Genomic DNA, 21,796 nt, shown 5'->3' with positions numbered 1-21,796 from the left:
CGCGTGCGCAGCACGCTTCGTGATCTGACTGTCGCCGACTGTTTGACCACAGCGAGCGAAGCGAGCGGAGGGAGTTTCGGCGACGGGCCTTGAAAGCAGACAGCGCAGGGGAGTCCTCGCCCCCAGGGGCGAGGACCGCCCCATCCGGCGCGCCCCAGCCTGCCCGCCCGCGCCTTTGCTCGCGCCGCGATCGCCTCAAGCCAATCCAATCCGCCGGCAGATCTCGATCGGCGCCGTCGACGCATTCATCGTGTAGATGTGCAGCCCCGGCACGCCGATGCGCAGCAGCCGTTCGCACAGCTCGGTCACCACGTCCAGCCCGAAGGCCTTGATCGACGCGGTGTCGTCGCCGAAGCTCTGCAGCCGCAGCCGGATCCAGCGCGGGATCTCGGCGCCCGACGAATCGGCGAAGCGGATGATGCCGCTCGCATTGGTGATCGGCATGATGCCCGGCACCACCGGGATGTCGGCGCCCAGCTTGCCCGCCTCAGCGACGAAGCGCTCGTACGCATCGGCATTGAAGAAGAACTGCGTGATCGCCGAGTTGGCGCCCGCCTTCACCTTGGTGACGTAGGCCTGCAGGTCGGCCTGCGGCGACCGGGCCTGCGGGTGCATCTCGGGGTAGGCCGCCACCTCGATGTGGAAGTGGTCGCCGGTCGCCTCGCGGATGAAGGCGATCAGGTCGCTCGCGTAGCGGAATTCGCCGAAGCCGCCGTAGCCGCTGGGCAGGTCGCCGCGCAGTGCCACCAGCCGGCGGATGCCCGCGGCCTTGAACTGCTCCAGCTTGGCCAGCACCGACGCGCGGTCGGCGCCGACGCAGGTGAAGTGCGAAGCCGCGTCGACACCCTCGGCCAGGATGGCCTGCACCGCGGCCAGCGTGCCATCCTGCGTGGAGCCACCAGCGCCATACGTCACCGAGCAGAACGTCGGCTTCAGCGCATACAGCTGCTGGCGCACGGCCGCCAGCTTGGCCACGCCCTCGGGCGTCTTCGGCGGAAAGAATTCGAGACTGACGGGCAGTGTGCTCATGGAAGGTCCTGGGTCGGCTGGGCCCACACGAAGAACTCGGTGTTGCCGTTGCCACCGGTGATCGGGCTCTGGAAATAGCCCTTCACCGACAAGGAAAGGTCGCGGCAGGCCTGGCGGATGCGCGTCTCGACCACCTGGAACAAGGCGGCGTCGCGCACGATGCCACCCTTGCCGATCTGCGCCGGCTGCAACTCGAACTGCGGCTTGATCAGCAGCAGCAGGTCGCCGCCCGGCGCCAGGTAGTGCGCGAGCGTCGGCAGCACGTGAGTCGACGTGATGAACGACAGATCGCCGGTCACGAAGTCGAAACCGTGCGGCGTGGCCGCCGCTTCGAACGCCGAGCCGGCCACGTCGCGCGCATTGACGCCCTCGAAGGCCTGCACGCGCGCGTCGCCCTGCAGTTTCGGGTGCAGCTGCCCGTGGCCGACGTCGATGCCGACCACGCGCGCCGCGCCCGCCTGCAGCAGCGCATCGGTGAAGCCGCCGGTGCTCTGCCCGGCATCCAGGCAGACCAGGCCGGTCACGGCGATGCCGCAGTGCTTCAGCGCACCTTCCAGCTTGAGCCCGCCGCGCGACACGAAGCGCAGCTCCGCATCGTCGGTGATCTCGAGCTCGCTGCCTTCAGGCACGTCCAGGCCTGCCTTGCCGATCACGGTCCAGCCTTTGGGGCCGAGCCAACGAACGGCATGACGCTCGATCAGCCGCTGGGCAGCGGATCGGGTCGGGACGAGACCCTGTTGGACAAGCAATTGGTCAGCGCGCATGAAAAGGCATCAAGCTACTCGCCGCGGACGGGTTTCCCGGCCGCAGGCGAGGCGCCCCTTTGGGGGCAGGAGCGAAGCGACTGGGGGGCTCAATACCTGTAGGTGTCGGGCTTGTACGGGCCTTGCTTCGACACGCCGATGTAGGCGGCCTGCTCGTCCGTCAGCTCCGTCAGCATCGCGCCGACCTTCTTCAGGTGCAGGCGCGCGACCTTCTCGTCCAGGTGCTTGGGCAGCACGTAGACCTGGCCGACCTGGTACTTCTGCGGCTGCGTGAACAGCTCGATCTGCGCGATCGTCTGGTTGGCGAAGCTGGAGCTCATCACGAAGCTCGGGTGGCCGGTGCCGCAGCCCAGGTTCACCAGGCGGCCCTTGGCGAGCAGGATGATGCGCTTGCCGTCCGGGAAGATCACGTGGTCGACCTGCGGCTTGATCTCTTCCCACTCGTACTTCTCGAGCGACGCAACGTCGATCTCGTTGTCGAAGTGGCCGATGTTGCAGACGATCGCCTGGTCCTTCATGGCGGCCATGTGCTCGTGGCGGATCACGCTCTTGTTGCCGGTGGTCGTCACGAAGATGTCGGCCTTGTCGGCGGCATATTCCATCGTCACGACCTTGTAGCCTTCCATCGCGGCCTGCAGTGCGTTGATCGGGTCGATCTCGGTCACCCACACCTGGGCGCTGAGCGCGCGCAGGGCCTGGGCCGAGCCCTTGCCCACGTCGCCGTAGCCGGCCACCAGGGCCACCTTGCCGGCGATCATCACGTCGGTTGCGCGCTTGATGCCGTCGACCAGCGACTCGCGGCAGCCGTACAGGTTGTCGAACTTGCTCTTCGTGACCGAGTCGTTCACGTTGATGGCGCGGAACAGCAGCGTGCCCTTGGCGCTCATCTCCTTCAGGCGGTGCACGCCGGTGGTGGTCTCTTCGGTCACGCCCTGGATCTGCGCGCTCTTGCGGGTGTACCAGGTCGGGTCCTGCGCCAGCTTGGCCTTGATGCTGGCGAACAGGCAGGTCTCTTCCTCGCTGCCGGGATTGGCCAGCACGCCGATGTCCTTCTCGGCCCGCTGGCCCAGGTGCATCAGCAGCGTCGCGTCGCCGCCATCGTCGAGGATCATGTTCGGGCCTTCGCCCTCGCTGCCCTTGGCGCCGAACTCGAAGATGCGGTGGGTGTAGTCCCAGTAGTCGGTCAGATTCTCGCCCTTGTAGGCGAACACCGGCGTGCCCTTCTCGACCAGCGCCGCGGCGGCGTGGTCCTGCGTCGAGAAGATGTTGCACGAGGCCCAGCGCACCTGGGCGCCCAGCGCCTGCAGCGTCTCGACCAGCACGGCGGTCTGGATCGTCATGTGCAGCGAGCCGGTGACGCGCGCGCCCTTCAGCGGCTGCGTCTTCGCGAACTCTTCGCGGATGGCCATCAGGCCGGGCATCTCGGTCTCGGCGATCCGGATCTCCTTGCGGCCCCAGGCGGCAAGGGAGATGTCGGCGATGGCGTGGTCTTGGGAAGGCTTGAGAACAGCGTTCATGTCGGGCTCCAGTCGGTCAGGGAACCCGCACGCAGTCGGCAAAGGGGAGGATGTCATGACTCACCCACGAGGGACCATCGTGCGGGTGAGCGCAGTTGCATTTGAATTCCCGAGCCTGGGGCGACTGTCGTGGCGACCGCCGGCCTTGCAACGCTCCTCGGGAAGTGCAGGGATTGTAGTCGCGGGAACGGGCGGATTCCAGCCCGTTCCCGTGCGTTCTGCTCAGGCGAAGCGTGTCTGCGGCGTGAACGCGAAATCCAGCGCCGGCCGACGCCCGCGCACGATGTCGGCGAGGGCGCGGCCCGAGCCGCAGCCGTGCGTCCAGCCCAGCGTGCCGTGGCCGGTGTTCAGGAACAGGTTGCGCAGCGCACTGCGGCCGATGTAGGGCACGTTGCTGGGCGTGGCCGGGCGCAGGCCGGTCCAGAACTTCGCGCCGCTGCCGTCGGTCATCGCCGGGAACAGCTCGCGCACGCGGCGCACGATGGCCTGGCAGCGCACCAGGTTCAGGCTGGTGTCGAAGCCCGTCAGCTCGGCGGTACCGGCGATGCGCAGGCGGTCGCCCAGGCGCGAGAACACCAGCTTGTGCTCGTCGTCGGTCAGCGAGACGCTGTAGGACGCGTCGGGCGCGGTGACCGGCAAGGTCACCGAATAGCCCTTGGCCGGGTAGATGCGCAGCTTGATGCCGAGCTGGCGCGCCAGGCCCGCGCTGAAGCTGCCCAGGCACAGCACGAAGGCATCGGCGCGCAACGTCGAGATCTCGCCGGCGGCATTCGCCACCTGCACGCCGGCCACGTCGTCGTGCCCGCGTTCGACGCCGACGATGCGGGTGTCGTACAGGAAGCGCACGCCGGCCTCGGCACAGCGGCGGGCCAGCTGCTGCGTGAAGCGGTGCGCGTCGCCGGACTCGTCGCTGGGCGTCATGCTGCCGCCGACGATGCGTTCGCGGCACTGCGCCAGCGCCGGCTCGATCGCGACGCACTCGTCCGGCGTCTTCATGTCGAGCTCGCAGCCATGCTCGCGCATCAACCGCGCCGGCCCCTGTGCAGCGTCGAACTCGGCCTGCGAGGTGTAGAAGTGCAGGATGCCGCGGCCGAGCTGGTCGTAGTCAAGGCCCAGGTCGCGGCGCAGCTGCTGCAGCGTCGCGCGGCTGTACAGCCCCAGGCTGACCATCTGCCGGATGTTGTGCCGCGTGCGCGCCGGCGTGCATTCGCGCAGGAAGGACAGGCCCCACAGCCACTGCTGCAGGTCGGGCCGCAGGCGGAACAGCAGCGGCGCGTCTTCGCGCGCCAGCCACTTCAGCACTTTCCACGGGGCGCCTGGGTTGGCCCAGGGCTCGGCGTGCGAGACGCTGACCTGGCCGCCGTTGGCAAAACTGGTTTCCAGCCCGGCGGCGGGCTGGCGGTCGACGACGGTGACGTCGAGGCCGGACTGGCGCAGGAACCAGGCGGTGGTGATGCCGGTGATGCCGGCGCCGAGGACGGTGATGTGTTGCATGTCGGAGCGCTTTCTCGGTTCGAAGGACTGCGAACGAGATGGCACGACGCTGGACGAGCGCGCGCATCCCGCGCCGCTCCCCCTGTCCTCGGTACCTGAGAGATTCGGCGAACCGCCCGCGGCGGCCGCCTTGCTCCTTCGGTGGAGACGGCTTGCGCTGTCTCGCTCTCCAGATTCGGCTGTGACGGATTCCAGTACCGGGCCTGAGCGTTCATGGGAGGTTGCGCCTTCGGCGGCGGCCCGTGCGACGGGCTCGCGCTCTCCTGGATTCCGGCGGCGATTGTAGGCCGGGTGCCGGTCGTGCAAGACTGCAGGGCATGTCCCGCAGTCCACACCGCCCCCGCCCGCTTTCCGAACTCAGCCCCAAACTCGCACGCAGCGTGCACGGCGTGCTGACCGACATCGACGACACGCTGACGCGCGACGGCGCGATCGAACCGGAAGCGCTGGCTGCGCTGCAGGCGCTGCGCGAGGCGCGCATTCCGGTGATCGCGATCACCGGCCGGCCGATGGGCTGGAGCCGGCCGTTCGCACGCGACTGGCCGATCGACGCGATCGTCGCCGAGAACGGCGCGGTGGCGCTGTTTCGCGATGCGCAAGGTGAATTGCAGACCGAGTATGCGCAGGACGAAGCCACGCGCACCCACAATGCCGCACGCCTGCGCCACACCGCGCAGCGCGTGCTGCGCGAGGTGCCGGGCACCAGCCTCGCGCGCGACAGCGCCGGCCGCGTCACCGACATCGCGATCGACCATGCCGAGTTCGCGCAATTGACTCAGCCGCAGATCGACGCGGTGCTCGCGGTGATGCACAGCGAAGGCATGACGGCCACCGTCAGCTCGATCCACATCAACGGCTGGTATGGCGAGCACGACAAGCTGAGCGGCGCGCGCTGGATCGTGCGACGGCTGCTGGGCCGCTCGCTCGACGACGAGACGGCTTCATGGGCCTATGTCGGCGACTCGACCAATGACCAGCGGATGTTCGGGCACTTTCCGGTGAGCATCGGGGTGGCGAACCTGATGCAGTTTGCGGACCGCTTGCACACGTGGCCGGCGTACCTGACGAGAACTGAGCGCGGCAACGGGTTTGACGAACTCGTGCAAGCGTTGCTCGTTCGCGGGGCAGTCGCTACGCGAAGGCAGCCCTGAACGGCTCCGTGACCAATCCATGCCACCCCACTGAAAGGCCGTCCACCACGGTGTCCAATTCTTCACAGAGCGTCGCAGCCAGCTTCCTGTCGTTGTTTGACTCGCCGAAGCGCCCATCCGTGAACAGTTCGACACAATGCGCCGCCAGACGACGAAGGTAGCCCGAATCGTCCGGGAAGAGACGGTTGCCGTCCGCCTTCCACGCCTTGAGCATTCGGACCGCGTTGTCAAGAAAGTGCAGATTGGTTTTTGTGTCCAGGTCCTGACCTCGTTTCATCAGGACTCGCGCACACACCATGGCATGACTTCTGTCGTTCCAAAATGTGTGGTGGTCTATCCCGCTTGCTGCATCGTCTAGCATGTCCTTGAGCTGGTCAGCGCTCGCGCTCTTCAAAGCGGTGATGTGGTAATTGAGCGTCACAGGGTCGAAGCGCAGCCCAGGGCGGTCGTCCGCGAGAAGGGTTTCTTTGTCGTTGAGCCCATCCAGACGGGAGTGATGCGCGTGCGCCCCATTCCGCACATGCACCACCCGCTCTTGGATGCGCCTGCATCCATCTTGACCTTGCGGCCGAGCCAGCTGTTCCCGATTCGACCCTCTCGCAGTTTTTCAAGCATGGCACTCTCCGCCGACACAACAGGTTCGCTTGGTAACCGCTCCATTGCCCGCGTTCCAGCGCCGGGCCCCCTGACGAATCACCTCACCCGCGCCGCCCGCTGCCCCGCCTGCCGCGCCAGCATCCACCCCGGGTACTCCGCCGGCAACGCGCTGACCTTGTCCAGCGCCCCCAGTTCATCGGCGCTCAACTTCAACGCCGTCGCCGCGATGTTGTCGTCCAGCTGCTCGACCCGCTTGGCCCCGATGATCACGCTGCTGACCGCCGGCTGGTGCAGCACCCAGGCCAGCGCCACGCGCGCCACCGACACGCCGTGCACCTCGGCGATGCCTCGCATCGCGTCGATGCAGTCGTCCGCGCGCGCCCGGTTCACCGGCGGGAAGTCGAAGGTCGTGCGCCGGCAGCCCTGCTCGGCCCCCTGCCCGTCGCGCCCGTACTTGCCGCTCAGCAACCCGCCGGCCAGCGGGCTCCAGACCATCAGCCCGACCTGCTCGCTGCGCAGCATCGGCACGACCTCGCGCTCCAGGTCGCGGCCGGCCACGGTGTAGTAGGCCTGCAGCGATTCGAAGCGCGCCTTGCCGTCGCGCTCGGCGATGCCCAGGGCCTTGGCGATCTGCCACGCCGCCCAGTTCGACACGCCGACGTAGCGCACATGCCCCTGCTGCACCAGCGTGTCCATCGCATGCACCGTCTCCTCGATCGGCGTCGCCGGGTCGAAGCCGTGGATCTGGTACAGGTCGATGTGCTCCAGCTGCAGACGCGAGAGGCTCGCCTTCACGCCGTCCATGATGTGGTAGCGCGACATGCCCGAGGAATTGACACCCTTGCTGCCGGTCTCGCCGAACACCTTGGTCGCGACGACCACCCGGTCGCGCGGCACCTTCAGGTTGCGCAGCGCCTGGCCCGTGATCTGCTCCGACTGGCCTTCGGAATAGACGTCGGCGGTGTCGATGAAGTTGATGCCGGCATCGAGCGCCCGGCCCACCAGCGCATCGGCCTCGTCCTGCTGCAGCTTGCCGATCTGGCTCCACAGCGCGCCGGTGCCGCCGAAGGTCATGGTGCCCAGGCAGAGTTCGGACACGAACAGGCCGGTGCGGCCCAGTTTGCGGTGTTGCATGTTCAGCTCCTTGCGCAATTTGTGCGAATCGACGCCGGGCAGTGTGCTGCGGCAGGCCGCTGCGGCGTTAGCGCGTTCCTGCAGAGTTCTTGCCCATTTCTCCAGACCCAGAGGCCGATCGCTGCAAGCCGGCGGGGGCAGCAGTAAGCTGCGGCCACCCGATCCTCCACAGGACGCCCGCGATGTCTCCCGACCTGCTCGAACTCGACGACGCCCGCCGCTCGCTGGTGGGCATGCTGAACCGCGCCACCGACGGCACCGAAGGCGTGTTGCGCACGCCGATCACCGGGCTGTCGGTGTACCGCATCGCCCATCCCGGCGGGCCGAAGCACCATGTCTACGAGCCCGCGCTGGCGCTGATCGCGCAAGGCTCGAAGCAGGTGATGGTGGGCGACGACATCCACCACTACGACCCGATGCACTACCTGGTGTCGTCGGTGGACCTGCCGGTGATCGGGCAGGTGCGGTTGGGAAGCGGTGGGCTGCCCTACCTGGGCGTGCGGTTCACGCTCGACGTCAACGAGATCGGCGAGCTGATCCGCGACGAGCGGCTGCCGCCGGTGAGCGACGCCGGGCCGGGGCGCGGCATGTGCGTGCACCGCATCGCCGCGCCGGTGCTGGAGCCGGTGCTGCGCTTGCTGAAGCTGCTGGACACGCCGGCCGACATCCCGATCGTCGCGCCGCTGGTCAAGCGCGAGATCCTGTACCGGCTGCTGATGAACGGCGAAGGCGCACGGCTGCGCCAGATCGCGCTGCAGGACAGCCACACGCAGCGCGTCGCGAAGGCGATCGGCTTCCTGCGCGCCCACTTCGCGCAGGCGCTGCGCATCGAGGAGATGGCGCGCGACGTGCACATGAGCGTGTCGTCGTTCCACCACCACTTCAAGGCGGTGACGGCGATGAGCCCGCTGCAGTTCCAGAAGCAGCTGCGGCTGCAGGAAGCACGGCGGTTGATGCTGACCGGCGGCATCGATGCGTCGAGCGCGGCGCACACGGTGGGGTACGAGAGCCCCTCGCAGTTCGCACGCGAGTACGGCCGGATGTTCGGGGCGCCGCCGGTGCGGGACCGGCGGCGGTGGCTGGCGGAGAACGAGGTGGGCGAGGCGGCGTGACGTTCAGAGCGCCATGCTGCGCCCCACGAACAGGATCGGCCCGGTCGGCCGGCCGATCGGCGAGCCGCCCTCGGGCTCCAGCGTGATCTCGAACAGCTGCTGCGGCCCGACGCCCGGCAGCCGCGACACCGGCAGCTCGACGGCCTGGCCCGCGCGCACCAGGCCCAGCGACGTCGGCCCGGCCGCGCCCTGCGGCTTGGTCCAGAACTGCAGAGCCTTGCCCGCCGGCACGCTGCCGGTGTCGGCCACCGGCACCAGGCGCACGCGTTCGCCCAGCACCTCGACGACCCAACCGGTGGTCTGGTGATCGGGGCTCTGCAACACCGCCAGGTAACGCGGCCCCTCGGGGACACCGGCCCGCTGCACGAGCAACACACCCAGCGCCAGGGCCAGCGCCACCGTCGCGCCGCTCAGGCCTTGCCACAGCGGCAGGCGTTGCCACCACGCGGCACGCGCCGGTGCCTTCCGCCGCACACCGGCCCCCTGCGCATCCAGCCCCACGTCGATGCGCTGCCACAGCTGCGGCCGCGGCGTCACCGGCGCAGCCTGCACGCTCAACGCCAGCAAGCGGTCCTGCCAGCCGTAGACCTCCGCCTGCAAGCGCGGATCGCCGGCCAGGGCGGCCGTGAAGACCGCATCGTCCTGCGCGCTCAGGGTGCCGAGCACGAACTCGCCGGCAGCGGCCTCGCGGTCCTCGGGGCGGCCCAGTTCGATCACGACATGCACTCCTTCAGGCTCGCGAGGCTGCGCCGGATCCAGGCCTTGACCGTGCCGAGCGGCGTGTTCAGCCGCTGCGCGATCTGCTCGTGCGTGTAGCCGTCGACGAAGGCATGCACGACGCAGGCGCGGCGCTCGGCCTCGATGCGCTGCAGGCAGCGCTCCAGGCTGTCGACGTCCAGTTCGCGCTGCGCCGCCTCGTCATGCACCGACTGCCGCGCGTCCGACACCGCGGCCAGGTCCTGCGGGTCCATCGCCTGCAGGCGACCCGGGTGCCGCACGTCCTTCAACGCGCGATGACGGACGATGGTGTAGAGCCAGCCCCGCGCCGATCCGAGCGCCGGCTGGTAGGTGGCCGCGCTCTGCCAGACCTGCAGGAAGGCGTCATGCACGGCATCCTCGGCGCGCTCGCGGTCGCGCACGATGCGCATCGCGACACCCAGCAGCCAGCGCGCCTCGCGCTCGTACAGCGCGCGCAGCGCATAGCGCTCGCCGCGCGCACAGGCCTGCACGGCGGCTTCGTAGTCGAAGGGAGCGGCGTCGTTGGGCATGCCGGGCCGACTCTAGCAGCGCGAGGCGTCAGGCCGCCTTCCAGAAGATGTAGTCGGCCTGGTACTTGACGATCTCCTTGCGGCCGGCGCCCGCCGCGTCACACGCGCTGGCCGGTGCGGTACCGCCTCGCGTGGCAACGCGCTGCACATGGGTGACACCCGCCATCGCGCCGGCACCGGTCGCCGGGTTGGCCTTCACCAGCTGCAGCGGGATGTTGCCGGCCCCGGCAGGCGCCACCGCCAGCTGTGCGCCGGTGATGCGCGAGCCATCGGTGGCCGCCCAGGTGGCCGGCGGGCCGAAGTAGCTGCCGAGCCTGGCACCGGAGCGGCTGTTCAGGTCGGCCTTCGGGCCGACGAAGGCCCATTCGAACGCGCCGGACATGTCGGCCTTGGCCCGGCACTCGTAGGTGATCTCGCCGACACCCACGGTTTCCAGGGCCACGCGGTGGCCCGCCGGCACCTTGACGGTGTCGGGCAGCGCATCCTGGCTGAACGACGGGGCGGGCATGCCGGCACAGGCAGACAGCACGAGGCCGGTGGCCAGCACGGCGAATGAAGTGGAAGGACGGTTCATGGAAGGCTCCTGCAAGACGGTGGTTGAAGGCGGTGGGCGCGGGGCTCGCCTCCTCCCACTAGCCTGCAGCGGGCCGTCCGGATGCAGGCGGACGAATTTTTTTTATCAAGATGGGCCCACCGCGTGGGTTGCAGCTTTCAGTCGGACATACCCTTTCGCTTCTCTGCATCCAAGCACTCGTTCAGAAAGGCCTGTGCGGCCGATTGCTGGCCAGGATCCGTCGTCAACCTGCAGTACAGGTCGAGAGCCTCGCGATGCAGCGTGCTGTTGAAAGTGCCTGTGGAGCTCAGCTTCCAGCGATTGTCTTGGTCCACCGCCCATTGAAGCGGCAATCCAAGGTTCTGAAGGCTGGTGCGGGCCTCTCGACATGCGCCACGCATCTTTTCAGCATGGAGGTACTCCCCCTCGCGCTGAAGCTCCAACACAAACGACGACTCGGTTTGAGGCAGCTCGGCTCGATGCGTTGACGTCGTATGGCTCATGGCAATCATCGCCTCCATCCTGTTGAGACTGCGTGAGTAACCAATTCGCGCCAGCCGTTCCGCTCAGCCCACCGGCGCCACGTCCGGCCGCATGCTCGTCATCGTCGCCGGCCCGAAGATGGTCGCGAAGGCCACGTCCTTCGCGTCGCGCCCCATCGCGATGCGCACCAGGTCGTCCACCGGCGACAGGCGCGTCGCGTCGAACATCACCCAGCGCCCGCCGAGGTAGGCCTCGAACACCGCGTGGAAATCCGGCGGCGGCTCCTCGAAGAGCGCATAGCCGACCACCAGCCGCGCCGGGATGTTGAGCGCGCGGCAGAAGGTGACGGCCAGGTGCGCATAGTCGCGGCACACGCCGGCGCGGTTGCGGAACACGTCGCAGGCGGTCGTGGTCGCGATGCTCGAGCCGATCTGGTAGTCGACGTTGTCGTGGATCCAGTCGCAGATCGCCTGCACGCGCGCATGGCCCCGCGGCAACTCGCCGAACAGCTTGATCGACGCATGCGACAGCAGGTCGGATTCGCAGTAGCGCGTGGGCATCAGGTTGTGCATCACCTCGTCGGGCAGCTCGGTGATCGCCATCTCGGCGGCAGCTGGATCGCGCGGCACCGGCCGGCGCTCCACGCGCGCGCGGTAGCGCAGTCGCAGCGGTCCCTCGCGGGCCGACAGCCGGGTGAAGCGGTGACCGACCGCAGGGTCTTCGTAGGTGTGCACACGGATCGCCGGCTCCACCTCCAGCGATTCGCTCAGCACGCGCTGGTCCGTGCCGTCCAGTGCATGCAGCTGGAACAGAAAATCCGCAGGGCCGGCCAGTTCATAGGCCAGTTCGCAGTCGACGTCGAAGCGCTTGGACATGCCCCATTGCACCGCGCCGCACGCCGATCGCCCAGTGGCCGGTCGCTGAAGCGGCTGTAGGACAAGAGCGCCAGGCGATCCGCCTGGGCACAATGCGCGTCGCGATGACGGCCCACACCCCTGCCCCTTCCTCGACACTGCGCACGGCCGCGGCGCTCGCGCTCGCCGCCGCGGTCTCGCTCGGGCTGGCCCGCTTCTCGTACGCGCTGCTGCTGCCGGCGATGCGGGCCGACCTGGGCTGGAGCTACCTCACCGCCGGGGCGATGAACACCGTCAACGCCGCCGGCTACCTGGCCGGCGCGCTGCTGACGCCGATGACGCTGGCGCGGTTCAGCGTGCGGCGCGTGCTGCTGGCCGGCAGCGTGGCCTCGGCCGCGATGCTCGCGGCCCACGGCCTCGTGAGCTCCGATACGGCGCTGTACACGCTGCGCCTGCTGACCGGCATCGCGAGCGCCGCCACCTTCATCTCCGGCGGGCTGATGGCCGCCCGCCTCGTCGGCCATGCCGGCGCGGCGCGTGCCGGGCTGGTCCTCGGCATCTACTACGGCGGCACCGGCGCCGGCATCGTCGCATCGGCGCTGCTCGTGCCACCGCTCACCGCGCTGCCGCAGGTCCACGCCTGGCAATGGGCCTGGATCGCGCTCGGCGCCACCGCGCTGGTCGCCACGGCCATCACCGCGCGCGAAACCCGCGGCCACGATGGCGCACCCGCGGCGGCATCGCAGCGCACCGGCTTCCGTGCCCGCGACTTCGCGTTCGGCCTCGCGTCGTACACGCTGTTCGGCCTGGGCTACATCGGCTACATGACCTTCGTCGTCACGCTGCTGCGCGAGCAACAGCTGAGCAGCGGGCTGATCACCGCGTTCTATGCGCTGCTGGGCCTGGGCGTGATCGCGTCGTCGTGGCTGTGGGCCGGGCTGCTGCAGCGCCACGGCAGCGGACGGCCGATGGCGCTGCTGAACACCCTGCTGGCGGTGGCAACGCTGCTGCCGGTGCTGACGGCGCATCCCCTGGCCGGCTTCGTGTCGGGCGCGCTGTTCGGCAGCGTGTTCCTGTCGGTGGTCGCCTCCACCACCGCACTGGTGCGCCACAACCTGCCGGCCAGCGCCTGGCCGGCCGGCATCGCCGCCTTCACGACGGTGTTCGCAGCCGGGCAGATCGTCGGGCCCAGCCTGGTGGGCTGGCTGGCCGACGGGCCCGGCGGCCTGCGCGCCGGGCTGGCCGCATCGGCCGGCGTGCTGGCGCTGGGTGCGCTGCTGGCATCGCGCCAGCGCGCGTTGCCGCAGGCTTAGTCCTGCAGGCCGAGGAAGGTACGCATGCGCTGCAGTTCGTCGGCCAGCGCCGATTTGAAAACCGGATCGCGCGGCGCCTTGCCGTCGACGTAGCCGAGCTGCTGCTTCAGCCGCCCGTTCTCGACCGACAGGTTGCCCCAGCCGATCACGCGGTCGTGCCACAGCAACGGCAGCGCGTAGTAGCCGAGCTTGCGCTTGGACGCCGGCGTGTAGGCCTCGAAGCGGTAGGTCCAGTTCCACAGCAGCTCGAAGCGCGTGCGGTCCCACACCACCGGGTCGAAAGGCGCGAGCAGGCGCACCGCGTCGTCGACCCGGTGCCGGCGCGAGGCCGGGTTCTCGTCGGCCGGCCAGTACCAGGTGACGCCATCGAGCTGGAGGCTTGCGAGGTGTTCGCGCGCCAGCTTCATTGCGGCCTGGGTCTGCGCCTTCAGGTGCGGCGCGCCGTAGTTGAGCAGGTACACCAGGTGGGTCAGCGTGCGCGATGGCAGCGGCGCGTACTTGCGCACGATCAGCTCCATCAGGGCCGCGGCGCGGCGGGCCCGTTCTTCCGGGCCGTCATCGGCCGGCGGGTGCTGCACCGCCTCGTAGACGCGGATGCCCGCATCGCGCCGCACCACGCGCAGCAGGCCGCGGTAGTGCATGCCGTCCAGCAGGTGCGTGCTGGCGTTGGACGAGCCGCCCCAGTAGTTGGTGACGCGACCGTGCGCGAAATGCTCGTCGACCTCGCGCGGGTGCACGCGCCGGCGTTCGCGAACGAATTCGAGCACCTCGGCGGCGCGGCGCTGCGTCGCGCGGTCCCAGCGCTTGGTGGCCACGCGCGGGTGCATCAAGGCCAGGTGCTCGCGCGGCAGGAACCCATAGTTGACCAGGCAGTCCTCCTCGATCGGCAGGCGCGGGTAGCGCTGCTCCAGGTCGCCGGCGCGGTAGTCCTTCACCCGGTGGCGCAGCGTCAGGTCCTGCGCACGCGCCGGCGCGCGGATCGGGTCGGCCTGCAGGAAGCCCAGCCGGCGGATCGCGCGCAGCAGCGTGGTCGGCTTGAACAGCGTGCGCGCGACGGCGTAGCGGCGCAGGTGGTCGAGGGTGATCGGCATGGGTGGCCAGTCAGGGTGTCTTGGCTGGAAAAAGGCCTGAATCTGGCCTACGATAAGCTCTCAACTGCACAATTTACCCAAGATTCAGGCCCAAAATGCGAATTCCAATGAACGAATTCAAGTCAGGCTTGTCTCGGTACATGGCCCAGGCCCGCGCCGGCGTTGTCATCGAAGTCACCTCTCACGACAAGCCGGTGGCGCGCGTCATCGGCATCCCACCGACCGAATCCTCCGGGATCGGCCGACTGCTGGCGCGCGGCGCGGCCCGATGGGAAGGTGGCAAGCCCGATCTCCAACCGGCAGTGATTCTGGAACCCGGTGGCACGAGCTTGAGCGACATGATCTCGGAGGATCGAGGGTGATCCTTTTCTGCGACACGTCCGCGTTCGTCAAGCTCTATGTGCGCGAAGTGGGAACCGACAGCGTCGCACAGCAAGCAGCCGCCAGCGAGGTGATCGCCGTGTGCCGGATCGCATGGGTGGAGATGATGTCCGCCTTGGCTCGGCGGTCACGGGAACGCCCGGCAGATGCTCCAGCTCTGGCGCAGGCACGCAAGCGCTTCGCGGCAGATTGGCCCCGATGGCTGTCCATCGAATTGACACAGGACCTGGTCGAACTGGCTGGCGACTATGCAGACGCATTCGCCCTGCGCGCCTACGACAGCGTTCAACTCGCTGCCCTGCAAACAATCAACCTTGAACTACCGGGCGAGGTTCGCTTCGCCTGCTTCGACGATCGATTGTCGAGGGCAGCGAAGGTCCTGGGGATCGCCCCTGCATGAGGCACCACATCACTGGGCCAGCTGCTCCACAGTGTCCAACTGCATCTCGAAGCTGAAGAACCGGTCCCGTCCCTGCGCCTTCGCGGCGTACAAGGCCTGGTCGGCGCGCATCACCATGCCTTCGGCCGTGGTCTGCGCATCGGGCACGCAGGTGGTGATGCCGCCGGTCAGCGTGACCGACGCCCCCACCGGCGAGGCCGGGTGCGGCAGCGCGATGCCGGCCAGCATGCTGCGAACCGCGCGCGCAAAGGTCATCGCGCCCGATTTCGGCGTGTTCGGCAGGATCAGCGCGAACTCCTCGCCGCCGTAGCGCGTCGCGCAGTCGCGCGGGCGGTGGCAGGCGCCGCGCAACAGCGCGCCGATGCGGCGCAGGCACTCGTCGCCCTGCACGTGGCCGAGGTTGTCGTTGTAGGCCTTGAAGGCGTCCAGGTCGCAGAACACCAGCGTCAGCGGCTGCTGCTCGCGCCGGGCGGCGGCGATCTCGGCATGCAGCAGGCGGTCGAAGCCGCGGCGGTTGATCAGGCCGGTCAGCTCGTCGAGTTCGCTCAGGTGCTGCAGCCGCTGGTTGGCGCTGCGCAGCTCGGCCGACACCTGCATCAGCTGCGACTGCATCTGCTGCAGCCGGGTCATCGCGCGCAGCTTGGCGGCCAGCACGACGGCCGACACCGGCTTCACCAGGTAGTCGTCGCCGCCGCTCTCGATGCCCTTCCACAGGTCCTGCTCCTGGTCGCGCGCCGACAGGAAGATGATCGGCGTCCAGCGGCCGGATTCGGCCTGGCGCATCTGGCGCGCCAGCCAGTAGCCGTCGTGCCCCGGCATCATCACGTCGAGCAGCACCAGGTCGGGCTTGTGGCGCTGGAACTGGTCCAGCGCCCAGGTCGCGTCGCCGGCTTCCAGCACGCGGTGCCCCAGCGCATCGAGCTGCGCCACCAGGGCGACGCGCACGGCCGGCTGGTCGTCGACGACGAGGACGGTGAGGGACGACTGCGGCGGGGAAAGCGTGGACATGGGCGGACCGATTGGCGCCGATGTCGACGCCTTCGTCCCGCTTATCGGCCCGGCCGCGTGGCTCTGAAGCTCAGAGGCCCGCCGAAGCCCGCAGTGCTTGCACCTTGTCGGTCTTTTCCCACGAGAACTCCGGCTCCTCGCGGCCGAAGTGGCCGTAGGCGGCGGTCTTCTCGTAGATCGGGCGCAGCAGGTCCAGCATCTGGATGATGCCCTTCGGGCGCAGGTCGAAGTGCTCGTTCACCAGCGCCGCGATCTTGTCATCCGACATCACGCCGGTGCCTTCGGTGTAGACCGTCACGTTCATCGGGCGTGCCACGCCGATCGCGTAGGCCACCTGGATCTGGCACTGGCGCGCCAGGCCCGCCGCGACGATGTTCTTGGCCACGTAGCGGGCGGCGTAGGCGGCCGAGCGGTCGACCTTGCTCGGGTCCTTGCCCGAGAACGCGCCGCCGCCGTGCGGGCAGGCGCCGCCGTAGGTGTCGACGATGATCTTGCGGCCGGTCAGCCCGCAGTCGCCCTGCGGGCCGCCGATCACGAAGCGCCCGGTCGGGTTGATCAGGTACTTGGTGTCCTTCAGCCATTCCTTCGGCAGCACCGGCTTGATGATCTCTTCGATGATGGCTTCGTTGAACGAGGCCTTCATCTTCTTCGGCGTCTCGCTCTGGTCGGGGCTGTGCTGCGTGGACAGCACGACGGTGTCGATGCTGTGCGGCTTGCCGTCGACGTAGCGCATCGTGACCTGGCTCTTCGCGTCCGGGCGCAGGAACGGCAGGCGGCCATCCTTGCGCAGCTGTGCCTGGCGCTCGACCAGGCGGTGGGCGTAATAGATGGGCGCGGGCATCAGCTCGGGCGTCTCGTCGCAGGCGTAGCCGAACATCAGGCCCTGGTCGCCGGCGCCGGTGTTCAGGTGGTCGTCGCTCGCCTGGTCGACGCCCTGGGCGATGTCGTTGGACTGCTTGTCGTAGCAGACCATCACCGCGCAGCCCTTGTAGTCGATGCCGTACTCGGTGTTGTCGTAGCCGATGCGCTTGATGGTGTCGCGCGCGACCTGGATGTAGTCGACGTGCGCGTTGGTGGTGATTTCACCCGCCAGCACGACCAGGCCGGTGTTGGTCAGCGTCTCGGCGGCAACGCGCGAGCGCGGATCCTGCTTGAAGATCGCATCCAGGATGGCGTCGGAGATCTGGTCGGCCACCTTGTCGGGGTGACCTTCGGAAACGGATTCGGACGTGAAAAGGAAATCGTTCGACACTCTTAAACTCCAGTAGGTTGCAGATCGCGTTGCCGGCCTGGATCTTCTGGAGGAGCGGCGAACGCTTTAGCAGGATTTGTGGATCGCCCCGCAAGTAGTTCATAACTCGGCGATGACGGGATTATAGAAACAGATGTCGATGCCACTTCGCTGGTTAGCCGGGCTTTCCCTGGGCTTTTTGCATCGCTTGGGCAGCCTGCTCGGCTGGCTGGGCTACCTGCTGTCGCCGAGCTACCGCCGGCGCATGGTCGAAAACGCCGCCCAGGCCGGGCTGGCGCGGGCCCGATGGCGCCCCGCCATCGCCTCGGCCGGGCGCATGGTGATGGAGCTGCCGCGCCTGTGGATGCGCCCGCCAGGCCAGTCGGTGCTGGGACTGGTGAGTTTCCAGGGCGAGGCGCTGATGGCGCGCGCGCTCGACAAGGGCTGCGGCGTGCTGCTGCTGACGCCGCACATGGGCTGCTTCGAGATCACCGCCCAGGCGATCGCCGAACGCTGGGGCGGCCGCCAGCCGATCACGGTGCTGTACCGCCCGGCCCGCCAGGCCTGGCTGCGCCAGCTCGAGGAGACCGCGCGCGACCGCCCGAACCTGAAAGCCGTGCCGGCCACGCTGTCCGGCGTGCGTCAGATGATCCGCGCATTGCGCCGCGGCGAGATGGTGGGCCTGTTGCCCGACCAGGTGCCGCCGGCCGGCATGGGCGTGTGGGCGCCGTTCTTCGGCAAGCCTGCCTACACGATGACGCTGGCGGCCCGGCTGCTGCAGCAGACCGGTGCGGTGCCGCTGCTCACCTGGGGCGAGCGGCTGCCGCGCGGTGCCGGCTACGTGCAGCGCTTCGCCGAGTTCCCCGGCCCCTTGCCCGAAGACCCGACCGAGGCCGCCACCGCGATCAACCGTGCGATGGAACAGCTGATCCTGCAATGCCCCGGCCAGTACCTGTGGGGCTACCACCGCTACAAGACCCCGCGCGAGACGCTGGCCGAGCCGTCCGAACCGAAGGCCACGCCGTGACCGCCTTCGGAACCCGGTTGCTGCTGGGCCTGCTGTGGCTGCTGCACTGGCTGCCGATGCCGCTGCTGGCGGCACTGGGGCGCGGCCTCGGGCGCTTGCTGTTCCGGCTCGCCGGTTCGCGCCGCCGGGTGGCGCTGCGCAACCTGGCGCTGTGCTTCCCCGACTGGACGCCGCAGCGGCGGCTGGCGCTGGCGCACGAGCATTTCCAGTGGCTCGGCCGCAGCATCCTCGAGCGCAGCCTGCTCTGGTATGCCCCGAAGGAGCGGCTCAAGCAGCTGATCCACGTCGAGGGCGACGTCAAGCTGGCCGAGCACAGCCCGCGCCCGGTGATGTGGCTCGTGCCGCATTTCATGGGCCTGGACGTGGCCGGCGTCGCGACACTGCTGCACCAGAGCCACCCGGCCTGCTCGATGTACCAGCAGCAGAGCAACCCGGCGATGGACGCGGTGATTCGGCGCGGCCGGCTGCGCTTCGGCGACCACGCCGAGATCTTCCCGCGCAGCGACAAGGCGCTGCCGCTGATCCGCGCGATCCGCAAGGGCCACGCGTTCTTCAACCTGCCCGACATGGATTTCGGCGAGCGCGACGCCGCCTTCGTGCCCTTCTTCGGCGTGCCGGCGGCGACGCTGCTGGCGCCGTCGCGCATGGCGCGGGCGCTGGGCATGGTGGTGCAGCCGGTGATCGCCGAGATGCTGCCGGGCGGCCAGGGCTACCACGTGCGCTTCGGCGAACCGTTCACGCACTTCCCCACCGATGACCCCGTCGCCGACACGGCGGCGATGAACCGCTGGATCGAGGACGAGATCCGCCGCAACCCGGCGCAGTACCTCTGGGTGCACAAGCGCTTCAAGACGAGACCGCCCGGCGAGCCTTCGCTTTATTGACGTGCCGGGCCCGACCGCGTTCAGTCGTCGCGCAGCAGCCCGAGCGACACCCCGAGCCGGGCCCCCTGCTGCACCGCGTCATCGACGTCGGCCGCGGCCACCAGCAGCATGCAGTACTCCATCCGCCCGGAGTCCATCTGCAGCAGCGCGTAGCCGAAGCGCGACAGCCAGGCGTGCAGCTCCAGCAGCGCGGCCCGCGCCGGCCGGCTGCGGTGCTCGTGCCAATCCCAGCCGTAGAGCTCGTGGATGCGGGCAGCCAGCGCGAGCTCGCGCGCCTGCCACTCGATCTCCTCGATCGCGCTCAGGTCGATGTGCAGCATCGCCCAATGCCCGTGCTGCTGGCCGCCGTCGCCGAGCAGGGCGTTGATCATCGCGTCGGCCGGCAGGTCGCCGTAGCGCAGGTTGTTGGCGATGCGCTGCTGCAGCCGCTCGCGCTCGAACGCCGGCAGGTGGCCCAGCACCCGGCGCAACCACTCGGACAGCGTGTCGCGCAGGTCTTCGGGCGACGGGGGCGGGGCTTCCATCGCGGGCCGCAGCGGGCGGGTGGGCACCGCGCCGGCCACCGGCGCGACGCCGCGGCGCGGCAGCAGTCGGTTCAGCAGCTTCAGCATGGCACACGCTCCCGGCGCAGGATCAGGCAGGGCACGCCGTCGGCGCGCCAGCGCTTGTCGGCCCGCCGCCCGCGGCGGCCGCGGCAACAGCAGGTGCAGGGGTCGCGGCGGCGGTCGGGCTTGAGCCGCACGGCCGGCGCGCGGGTGAAACAGACGAGTGGAGAACCGGGTTGGTCGCAGGTCATGGTGTTGTCCCTTCAAGAGCTGGAGAGACGGGCATGCTCAGGAAGCTTTGTGCAGGGGTGTTGCAGAGAGCCACCTCTTTTCCAGAAAGCGCCTTCTCCAAACCAGATGGCTGGGCCGCCCCCGGCCTTGTCATGAAGCGGCAGCGATAATCCCCGCATGAAGCTGCAGTTCACCAAGATGCAGGGCGCCGGCAACGACTTCGTCGTGCTCGACGCCACCGCGGCGCCGCTGGCGCTGGACCGCGCCCAGCTGCAGGCCCTGGGCGACCGGCGCTTCGGCGTGGGCGCCGACCAGATCCTGGTCGTCGAGCCGAGCGCCACGCCGGGCATCGACTTCCGCTACCGGATCTTCAACGGCGCCAGCGGCGACGAGGTCGAGCAGTGCGGCAACGGCGCGCGCTGCTTTGTCCGCTACGTGCACGACAAGGGCCTGAGCCGCAAGACCACGATCCGTGTCGAAACCGTGCGCCAGGTGCTCGAGCTGCGCCTGCAGGACGATGGCCGCGTCACCGTCGACATGGGCGCGCCGGTGTTCGACCTGGCCGCGCTGCCCTTCGACGCGTCGGGCCTGGCGCCGCGCGAGCTGAACGGCTTCGCGCTGTGGCCGCTGCCGGTGGGCACCACGACCGTCGAGGTGGCCGCGGTGTCGATGGGCAACCCGCACGCGGTGCAGGTGGTGGCCGACGTCGACGCCGCGCCGGTCGCGGTGCAGGGCCCGCAGATCGAGCAGCATGCGCGCTTTCCGCGCAAGGTGAACGCCGGCTTCATGCAGGTGCTGTCGCGCACGCACATCCGGCTGCGGGTGTACGAACGCGATGCCGGCGAGACGCTGGCCTGCGGCACCGGCGCCTGCGCCGCGGTGGTTGCAGGCATCCGCATGGGGCTGCTGGATGCGCGCGTCGACGTCGATGCGCGCGGCGGCCGGCTGACCATCGAATGGCAGGGCGGCGACCAGCCGGTGCTGATGACCGGCCCCGCCACCACCGTCTTCGACGGCGAAATCAATCTGTAGACGCTGAAGGGCCACCCGTGAGCATTCAAGGCATCACCGAGCAGGACATCGCCAACTACCTGGCCAACACGCCGGGCTTCTTCGAGCGCCATGCTGAGCTGCTGGCCGCGATCCAGCTGACCAGCCCGCACGGCCAGCGCGCGGTGTCGCTGCAGGAGCGGCAGATGGAGATGCTGCGCGACAAGCACAAGAACCTCGAGCTGCGCATCATCGAGATGATCCGCCACGGCACCGAGAACGTGTCGATCGCCGACAAGCTGCACCGCTGGACGCGCGCGATCATGCTGACGCACAACCCGGGCGACCTGCCCGACGTGCTGGTCGACGAGCTGAAGCACCAGTTCATGATCCCGCAGGCGGCGATCCGCATCTGGGGCGCGGCCGAGGTGTTCAACGTGCTGCCGTTCGCGCGCTCCGTCAGCGAAGACGCGCGCAGCTTCGCGGCCAGCCTGTCGCAGCCGTACTGCGGCGTCAACTCGGGCTTCGAAGCCGCGCGGTGGCTGAGCGACGTCACGACCGTGATGTCGCTGGCCTTGATCCCGCTGCGCGTCGGCCCGGAGTCGCCTGCCTTCGGCATGCTGGTGCTGGCCTCGCCCGACCCGACCCGCTACAGCGCCGACATGGGCACCGAGTTCCTGTCGCGCATCGGCGACATCGCAAGCGCGGGCTTGTCGCGGCTGCTGCCGATCACCTGACC

24 protein-coding genes and 2 riboswitches are annotated in these 21,796 nt (G+C 69.0%); of the genes, 9 read left to right on the top strand and 15 right to left on the bottom strand.

Translation table 11 applies throughout. The annotated features are described in order from the left end of the window. Window positions 1-195: 195 nt before the first annotated feature. From metF to AC1DYN_RS17800, 4 genes are all read right to left on the bottom strand, one after another. The gene (gene metF / locus AC1DYN_RS17815) at window positions 196-1,029 is read right to left on the bottom strand and encodes a methylenetetrahydrofolate reductase [NAD(P)H] (protein WP_477961907.1); all 834 of its coding nucleotides are present in this window, start codon (window positions 1,027-1,029) and stop codon (window positions 196-198) included. Next, the gene (locus tag AC1DYN_RS17810) at window positions 1,026-1,682 is read right to left on the bottom strand and encodes a TlyA family RNA methyltransferase (RefSeq protein WP_477961905.1); all 657 of its coding nucleotides are present in this window, start codon (window positions 1,680-1,682) and stop codon (window positions 1,026-1,028) included. Before AC1DYN_RS17810 ends, metF begins: the two co-directional genes overlap by 4 nt. 200 nt (window positions 1,683-1,882) lie before the next feature. Then, window positions 1,883-3,310 (bottom strand): adenosylhomocysteinase, encoded by a 1,428-nt coding sequence (gene ahcY, locus AC1DYN_RS17805; protein ID WP_477961903.1) that lies wholly within the window; start codon window positions 3,308-3,310, stop codon window positions 1,883-1,885. Between the two features lie 80 nt (window positions 3,311-3,390). Then, window positions 3,391-3,475: riboswitch (S-adenosyl-L-homocysteine riboswitch) on the bottom strand. Window positions 3,476-3,532: 57 nt separating this feature from the next. Next, the gene (locus tag AC1DYN_RS17800; protein WP_477961901.1) at window positions 3,533-4,804 is read right to left on the bottom strand and encodes a D-amino acid dehydrogenase; all 1,272 of its coding nucleotides are present in this window, start codon (window positions 4,802-4,804) and stop codon (window positions 3,533-3,535) included. Between the two features lie 72 nt (window positions 4,805-4,876). Next, a riboswitch (glycine riboswitch) is annotated at window positions 4,877-4,987 on the bottom strand. 134 nt (window positions 4,988-5,121) lie between these two features. On the opposite strand from AC1DYN_RS17800, the gene AC1DYN_RS17795 reads away from it, so the two are divergent. Continuing rightward, window positions 5,122-5,955: an HAD-IIB family hydrolase gene (locus tag AC1DYN_RS17795; RefSeq protein WP_477961913.1), complete on the top strand. Its 834-nt coding sequence runs from the start codon at window positions 5,122-5,124 to the stop codon at window positions 5,953-5,955. On the opposite strand, the gene AC1DYN_RS17790 is transcribed toward AC1DYN_RS17795, so the two are convergent. After that, window positions 5,936-6,481 carry a hypothetical protein gene (locus AC1DYN_RS17790; RefSeq protein ID WP_477961899.1) on the bottom strand — a complete coding sequence of 182 codons (546 nt, stop codon included), beginning with the start codon at window positions 6,479-6,481 and terminating at the stop codon, window positions 5,936-5,938. The two genes, AC1DYN_RS17795 and AC1DYN_RS17790, sit on opposite strands and share 20 nt — an antisense overlap. Window positions 6,482-6,648: 167 nt before the next feature. Further along, window positions 6,649-7,686, bottom strand: coding sequence for an aldo/keto reductase (locus tag AC1DYN_RS17785; protein WP_477961896.1), 1,038 nt, complete (start codon window positions 7,684-7,686; stop codon window positions 6,649-6,651). Between the two features lie 182 nt (window positions 7,687-7,868). On the opposite strand from AC1DYN_RS17785, the gene AC1DYN_RS17780 reads away from it, so the two are divergent. Then, complete coding sequence (locus AC1DYN_RS17780; RefSeq protein ID WP_477961894.1) at window positions 7,869-8,798, top strand: AraC family transcriptional regulator; 930 nt, start codon at window positions 7,869-7,871, stop codon at window positions 8,796-8,798. A 3-nt stretch (window positions 8,799-8,801) separates the two neighbouring features. Here AC1DYN_RS17780 and AC1DYN_RS17775 read toward each other — a convergent pair whose 3' ends face one another. From AC1DYN_RS17775 to AC1DYN_RS17755, 5 genes are all read right to left on the bottom strand, one after another. After that, window positions 8,802-9,515 carry an anti-sigma factor gene (locus AC1DYN_RS17775; RefSeq protein ID WP_477961893.1) on the bottom strand — a complete coding sequence of 238 codons (714 nt, stop codon included), beginning with the start codon at window positions 9,513-9,515 and terminating at the stop codon, window positions 8,802-8,804. Then, window positions 9,512-10,066: a sigma-70 family RNA polymerase sigma factor gene (locus tag AC1DYN_RS17770; RefSeq protein ID WP_477961891.1), complete on the bottom strand. Its 555-nt coding sequence runs from the start codon at window positions 10,064-10,066 to the stop codon at window positions 9,512-9,514. The genes AC1DYN_RS17775 and AC1DYN_RS17770 overlap by 4 nt, the downstream gene beginning before the upstream one ends. Window positions 10,067-10,094: 28 nt before the next feature. Further along, window positions 10,095-10,640: a DUF3455 domain-containing protein gene (locus AC1DYN_RS17765; RefSeq protein WP_477961890.1), complete on the bottom strand. Its 546-nt coding sequence runs from the start codon at window positions 10,638-10,640 to the stop codon at window positions 10,095-10,097. Between the two features lie 137 nt (window positions 10,641-10,777). Continuing rightward, window positions 10,778-11,131, bottom strand: a complete 354-nt coding sequence (locus AC1DYN_RS17760; protein WP_477961888.1) for a hypothetical protein — start codon at window positions 11,129-11,131, stop codon at window positions 10,778-10,780. Between the two features lie 54 nt (window positions 11,132-11,185). Beyond that, window positions 11,186-11,977, bottom strand: coding sequence for a transglutaminase-like domain-containing protein (locus tag AC1DYN_RS17755; RefSeq protein WP_477961887.1), 792 nt, complete (start codon window positions 11,975-11,977; stop codon window positions 11,186-11,188). A gap of 104 nt (window positions 11,978-12,081) precedes the next feature. On the opposite strand from AC1DYN_RS17755, the gene AC1DYN_RS17750 reads away from it, so the two are divergent. Then, complete coding sequence (locus tag AC1DYN_RS17750) at window positions 12,082-13,269, top strand: YbfB/YjiJ family MFS transporter (RefSeq protein ID WP_477961885.1); 1,188 nt, start codon at window positions 12,082-12,084, stop codon at window positions 13,267-13,269. On the opposite strand, the gene AC1DYN_RS17745 is transcribed toward AC1DYN_RS17750, so the two are convergent. Beyond that, entirely contained in the window at window positions 13,266-14,360 is a 1,095-nt protein-coding gene (locus AC1DYN_RS17745) for a DNA glycosylase AlkZ-like family protein (RefSeq protein ID WP_477961883.1), read from the bottom strand. The genes AC1DYN_RS17750 and AC1DYN_RS17745 overlap by 4 nt on opposite strands. 107 nt (window positions 14,361-14,467) lie before the next feature. On the opposite strand from AC1DYN_RS17745, the gene AC1DYN_RS17740 reads away from it, so the two are divergent. Together AC1DYN_RS17740 and AC1DYN_RS17735 are read left to right on the top strand one after the other, a co-directional pair. Beyond that, the gene (locus AC1DYN_RS17740; RefSeq protein WP_477961881.1) at window positions 14,468-14,722 is read left to right on the top strand and encodes a type II toxin-antitoxin system Phd/YefM family antitoxin; all 255 of its coding nucleotides are present in this window, start codon (window positions 14,468-14,470) and stop codon (window positions 14,720-14,722) included. Next, on the top strand, window positions 14,719-15,141 hold the full coding sequence (locus tag AC1DYN_RS17735) for a type II toxin-antitoxin system VapC family toxin (RefSeq protein WP_477961878.1): 423 nt from the start codon (window positions 14,719-14,721) through the stop codon (window positions 15,139-15,141). The genes AC1DYN_RS17740 and AC1DYN_RS17735 overlap by 4 nt, the downstream gene beginning before the upstream one ends. A 9-nt stretch (window positions 15,142-15,150) precedes the next feature. Here AC1DYN_RS17735 and AC1DYN_RS17730 read toward each other — a convergent pair whose 3' ends face one another. Both AC1DYN_RS17730 and metK read right to left on the bottom strand, forming a co-directional pair. Next, the gene (locus AC1DYN_RS17730) at window positions 15,151-16,149 is read right to left on the bottom strand and encodes a GGDEF domain-containing response regulator (protein ID WP_477961876.1); all 999 of its coding nucleotides are present in this window, start codon (window positions 16,147-16,149) and stop codon (window positions 15,151-15,153) included. 70 nt (window positions 16,150-16,219) lie between these two features. Beyond that, window positions 16,220-17,401 carry a methionine adenosyltransferase gene (metK, locus tag AC1DYN_RS17725; protein WP_477961874.1) on the bottom strand — a complete coding sequence of 394 codons (1,182 nt, stop codon included), beginning with the start codon at window positions 17,399-17,401 and terminating at the stop codon, window positions 16,220-16,222. A gap of 133 nt (window positions 17,402-17,534) precedes the next feature. On the opposite strand from metK, the gene AC1DYN_RS17720 reads away from it, so the two are divergent. Together AC1DYN_RS17720 and AC1DYN_RS17715 are read left to right on the top strand one after the other, a co-directional pair. Then, window positions 17,535-18,407, top strand: coding sequence for a lysophospholipid acyltransferase family protein (locus tag AC1DYN_RS17720; RefSeq protein WP_477961872.1), 873 nt, complete (start codon window positions 17,535-17,537; stop codon window positions 18,405-18,407). Then, a complete protein-coding gene (locus AC1DYN_RS17715; RefSeq protein ID WP_477961870.1) occupies window positions 18,404-19,291 on the top strand; it encodes an LpxL/LpxP family acyltransferase in 888 nt (295 codons plus the stop codon). Before AC1DYN_RS17720 ends, AC1DYN_RS17715 begins: the two co-directional genes overlap by 4 nt. 20 nt (window positions 19,292-19,311) lie before the next feature. On the opposite strand, the gene AC1DYN_RS17710 is transcribed toward AC1DYN_RS17715, so the two are convergent. After that, window positions 19,312-19,902 carry a DUF6630 family protein gene (locus AC1DYN_RS17710; RefSeq protein WP_477961868.1) on the bottom strand — a complete coding sequence of 197 codons (591 nt, stop codon included), beginning with the start codon at window positions 19,900-19,902 and terminating at the stop codon, window positions 19,312-19,314. A gap of 342 nt (window positions 19,903-20,244) precedes the next feature. On the opposite strand from AC1DYN_RS17710, the gene dapF reads away from it, so the two are divergent. Both dapF and AC1DYN_RS17700 read left to right on the top strand, forming a co-directional pair. Next, window positions 20,245-21,099, top strand: coding sequence for a diaminopimelate epimerase (dapF, locus tag AC1DYN_RS17705; RefSeq protein WP_477961866.1), 855 nt, complete (start codon window positions 20,245-20,247; stop codon window positions 21,097-21,099). Window positions 21,100-21,116: 17 nt separating this feature from the next. Next, window positions 21,117-21,794 carry a DUF484 family protein gene (locus AC1DYN_RS17700; protein WP_477961864.1) on the top strand — a complete coding sequence of 226 codons (678 nt, stop codon included), beginning with the start codon at window positions 21,117-21,119 and terminating at the stop codon, window positions 21,792-21,794. Window positions 21,795-21,796: the final 2 nt, after the last annotated feature.

The sequence above is a fragment of the Rhizobacter sp. P2_D12 genome (assembly GCF_056404395.1).
Note: the sequence above shows the minus strand (reverse complement) of the source record. Positions and strands in the feature narration are given on the sequence as shown.

Coding starts and splice junctions, on each gene's coding strand:
- AC1DYN_RS17760 (WP_477961888.1), bottom strand. CDS start 11,131: ATGATTGCCATGAGCCATACGACGTCAACGCATCGAGCCGAGCTGCCT.
- ahcY (WP_477961903.1), bottom strand. CDS start 3,310: ATGAACGCTGTTCTCAAGCCTTCCCAAGACCACGCCATCGCCGACATC.
- AC1DYN_RS17740 (WP_477961881.1), top strand. CDS start 14,468: ATGAACGAATTCAAGTCAGGCTTGTCTCGGTACATGGCCCAGGCCCGC.
- AC1DYN_RS17770 (WP_477961891.1), bottom strand. CDS start 10,066: ATGCCCAACGACGCCGCTCCCTTCGACTACGAAGCCGCCGTGCAGGCC.
- AC1DYN_RS17795 (WP_477961913.1), top strand. CDS start 5,122: ATGTCCCGCAGTCCACACCGCCCCCGCCCGCTTTCCGAACTCAGCCCC.
- AC1DYN_RS17750 (WP_477961885.1), top strand. CDS start 12,082: ATGACGGCCCACACCCCTGCCCCTTCCTCGACACTGCGCACGGCCGCG.
- AC1DYN_RS17710 (WP_477961868.1), bottom strand. CDS start 19,902: ATGCTGAAGCTGCTGAACCGACTGCTGCCGCGCCGCGGCGTCGCGCCG.
- AC1DYN_RS17780 (WP_477961894.1), top strand. CDS start 7,869: ATGTCTCCCGACCTGCTCGAACTCGACGACGCCCGCCGCTCGCTGGTG.
- metF (WP_477961907.1), bottom strand. CDS start 1,029: ATGAGCACACTGCCCGTCAGTCTCGAATTCTTTCCGCCGAAGACGCCC.
- dapF (WP_477961866.1), top strand. CDS start 20,245: ATGAAGCTGCAGTTCACCAAGATGCAGGGCGCCGGCAACGACTTCGTC.
- AC1DYN_RS17720 (WP_477961872.1), top strand. CDS start 17,535: ATGTCGATGCCACTTCGCTGGTTAGCCGGGCTTTCCCTGGGCTTTTTG.
- AC1DYN_RS17785 (WP_477961896.1), bottom strand. CDS start 7,686: ATGCAACACCGCAAACTGGGCCGCACCGGCCTGTTCGTGTCCGAACTC.
- AC1DYN_RS17765 (WP_477961890.1), bottom strand. CDS start 10,640: ATGAACCGTCCTTCCACTTCATTCGCCGTGCTGGCCACCGGCCTCGTG.
- AC1DYN_RS17755 (WP_477961887.1), bottom strand. CDS start 11,977: ATGTCCAAGCGCTTCGACGTCGACTGCGAACTGGCCTATGAACTGGCC.
- AC1DYN_RS17745 (WP_477961883.1), bottom strand. CDS start 14,360: ATGCCGATCACCCTCGACCACCTGCGCCGCTACGCCGTCGCGCGCACG.
- AC1DYN_RS17730 (WP_477961876.1), bottom strand. CDS start 16,149: ATGTCCACGCTTTCCCCGCCGCAGTCGTCCCTCACCGTCCTCGTCGTC.
- AC1DYN_RS17800 (WP_477961901.1), bottom strand. CDS start 4,804: ATGCAACACATCACCGTCCTCGGCGCCGGCATCACCGGCATCACCACC.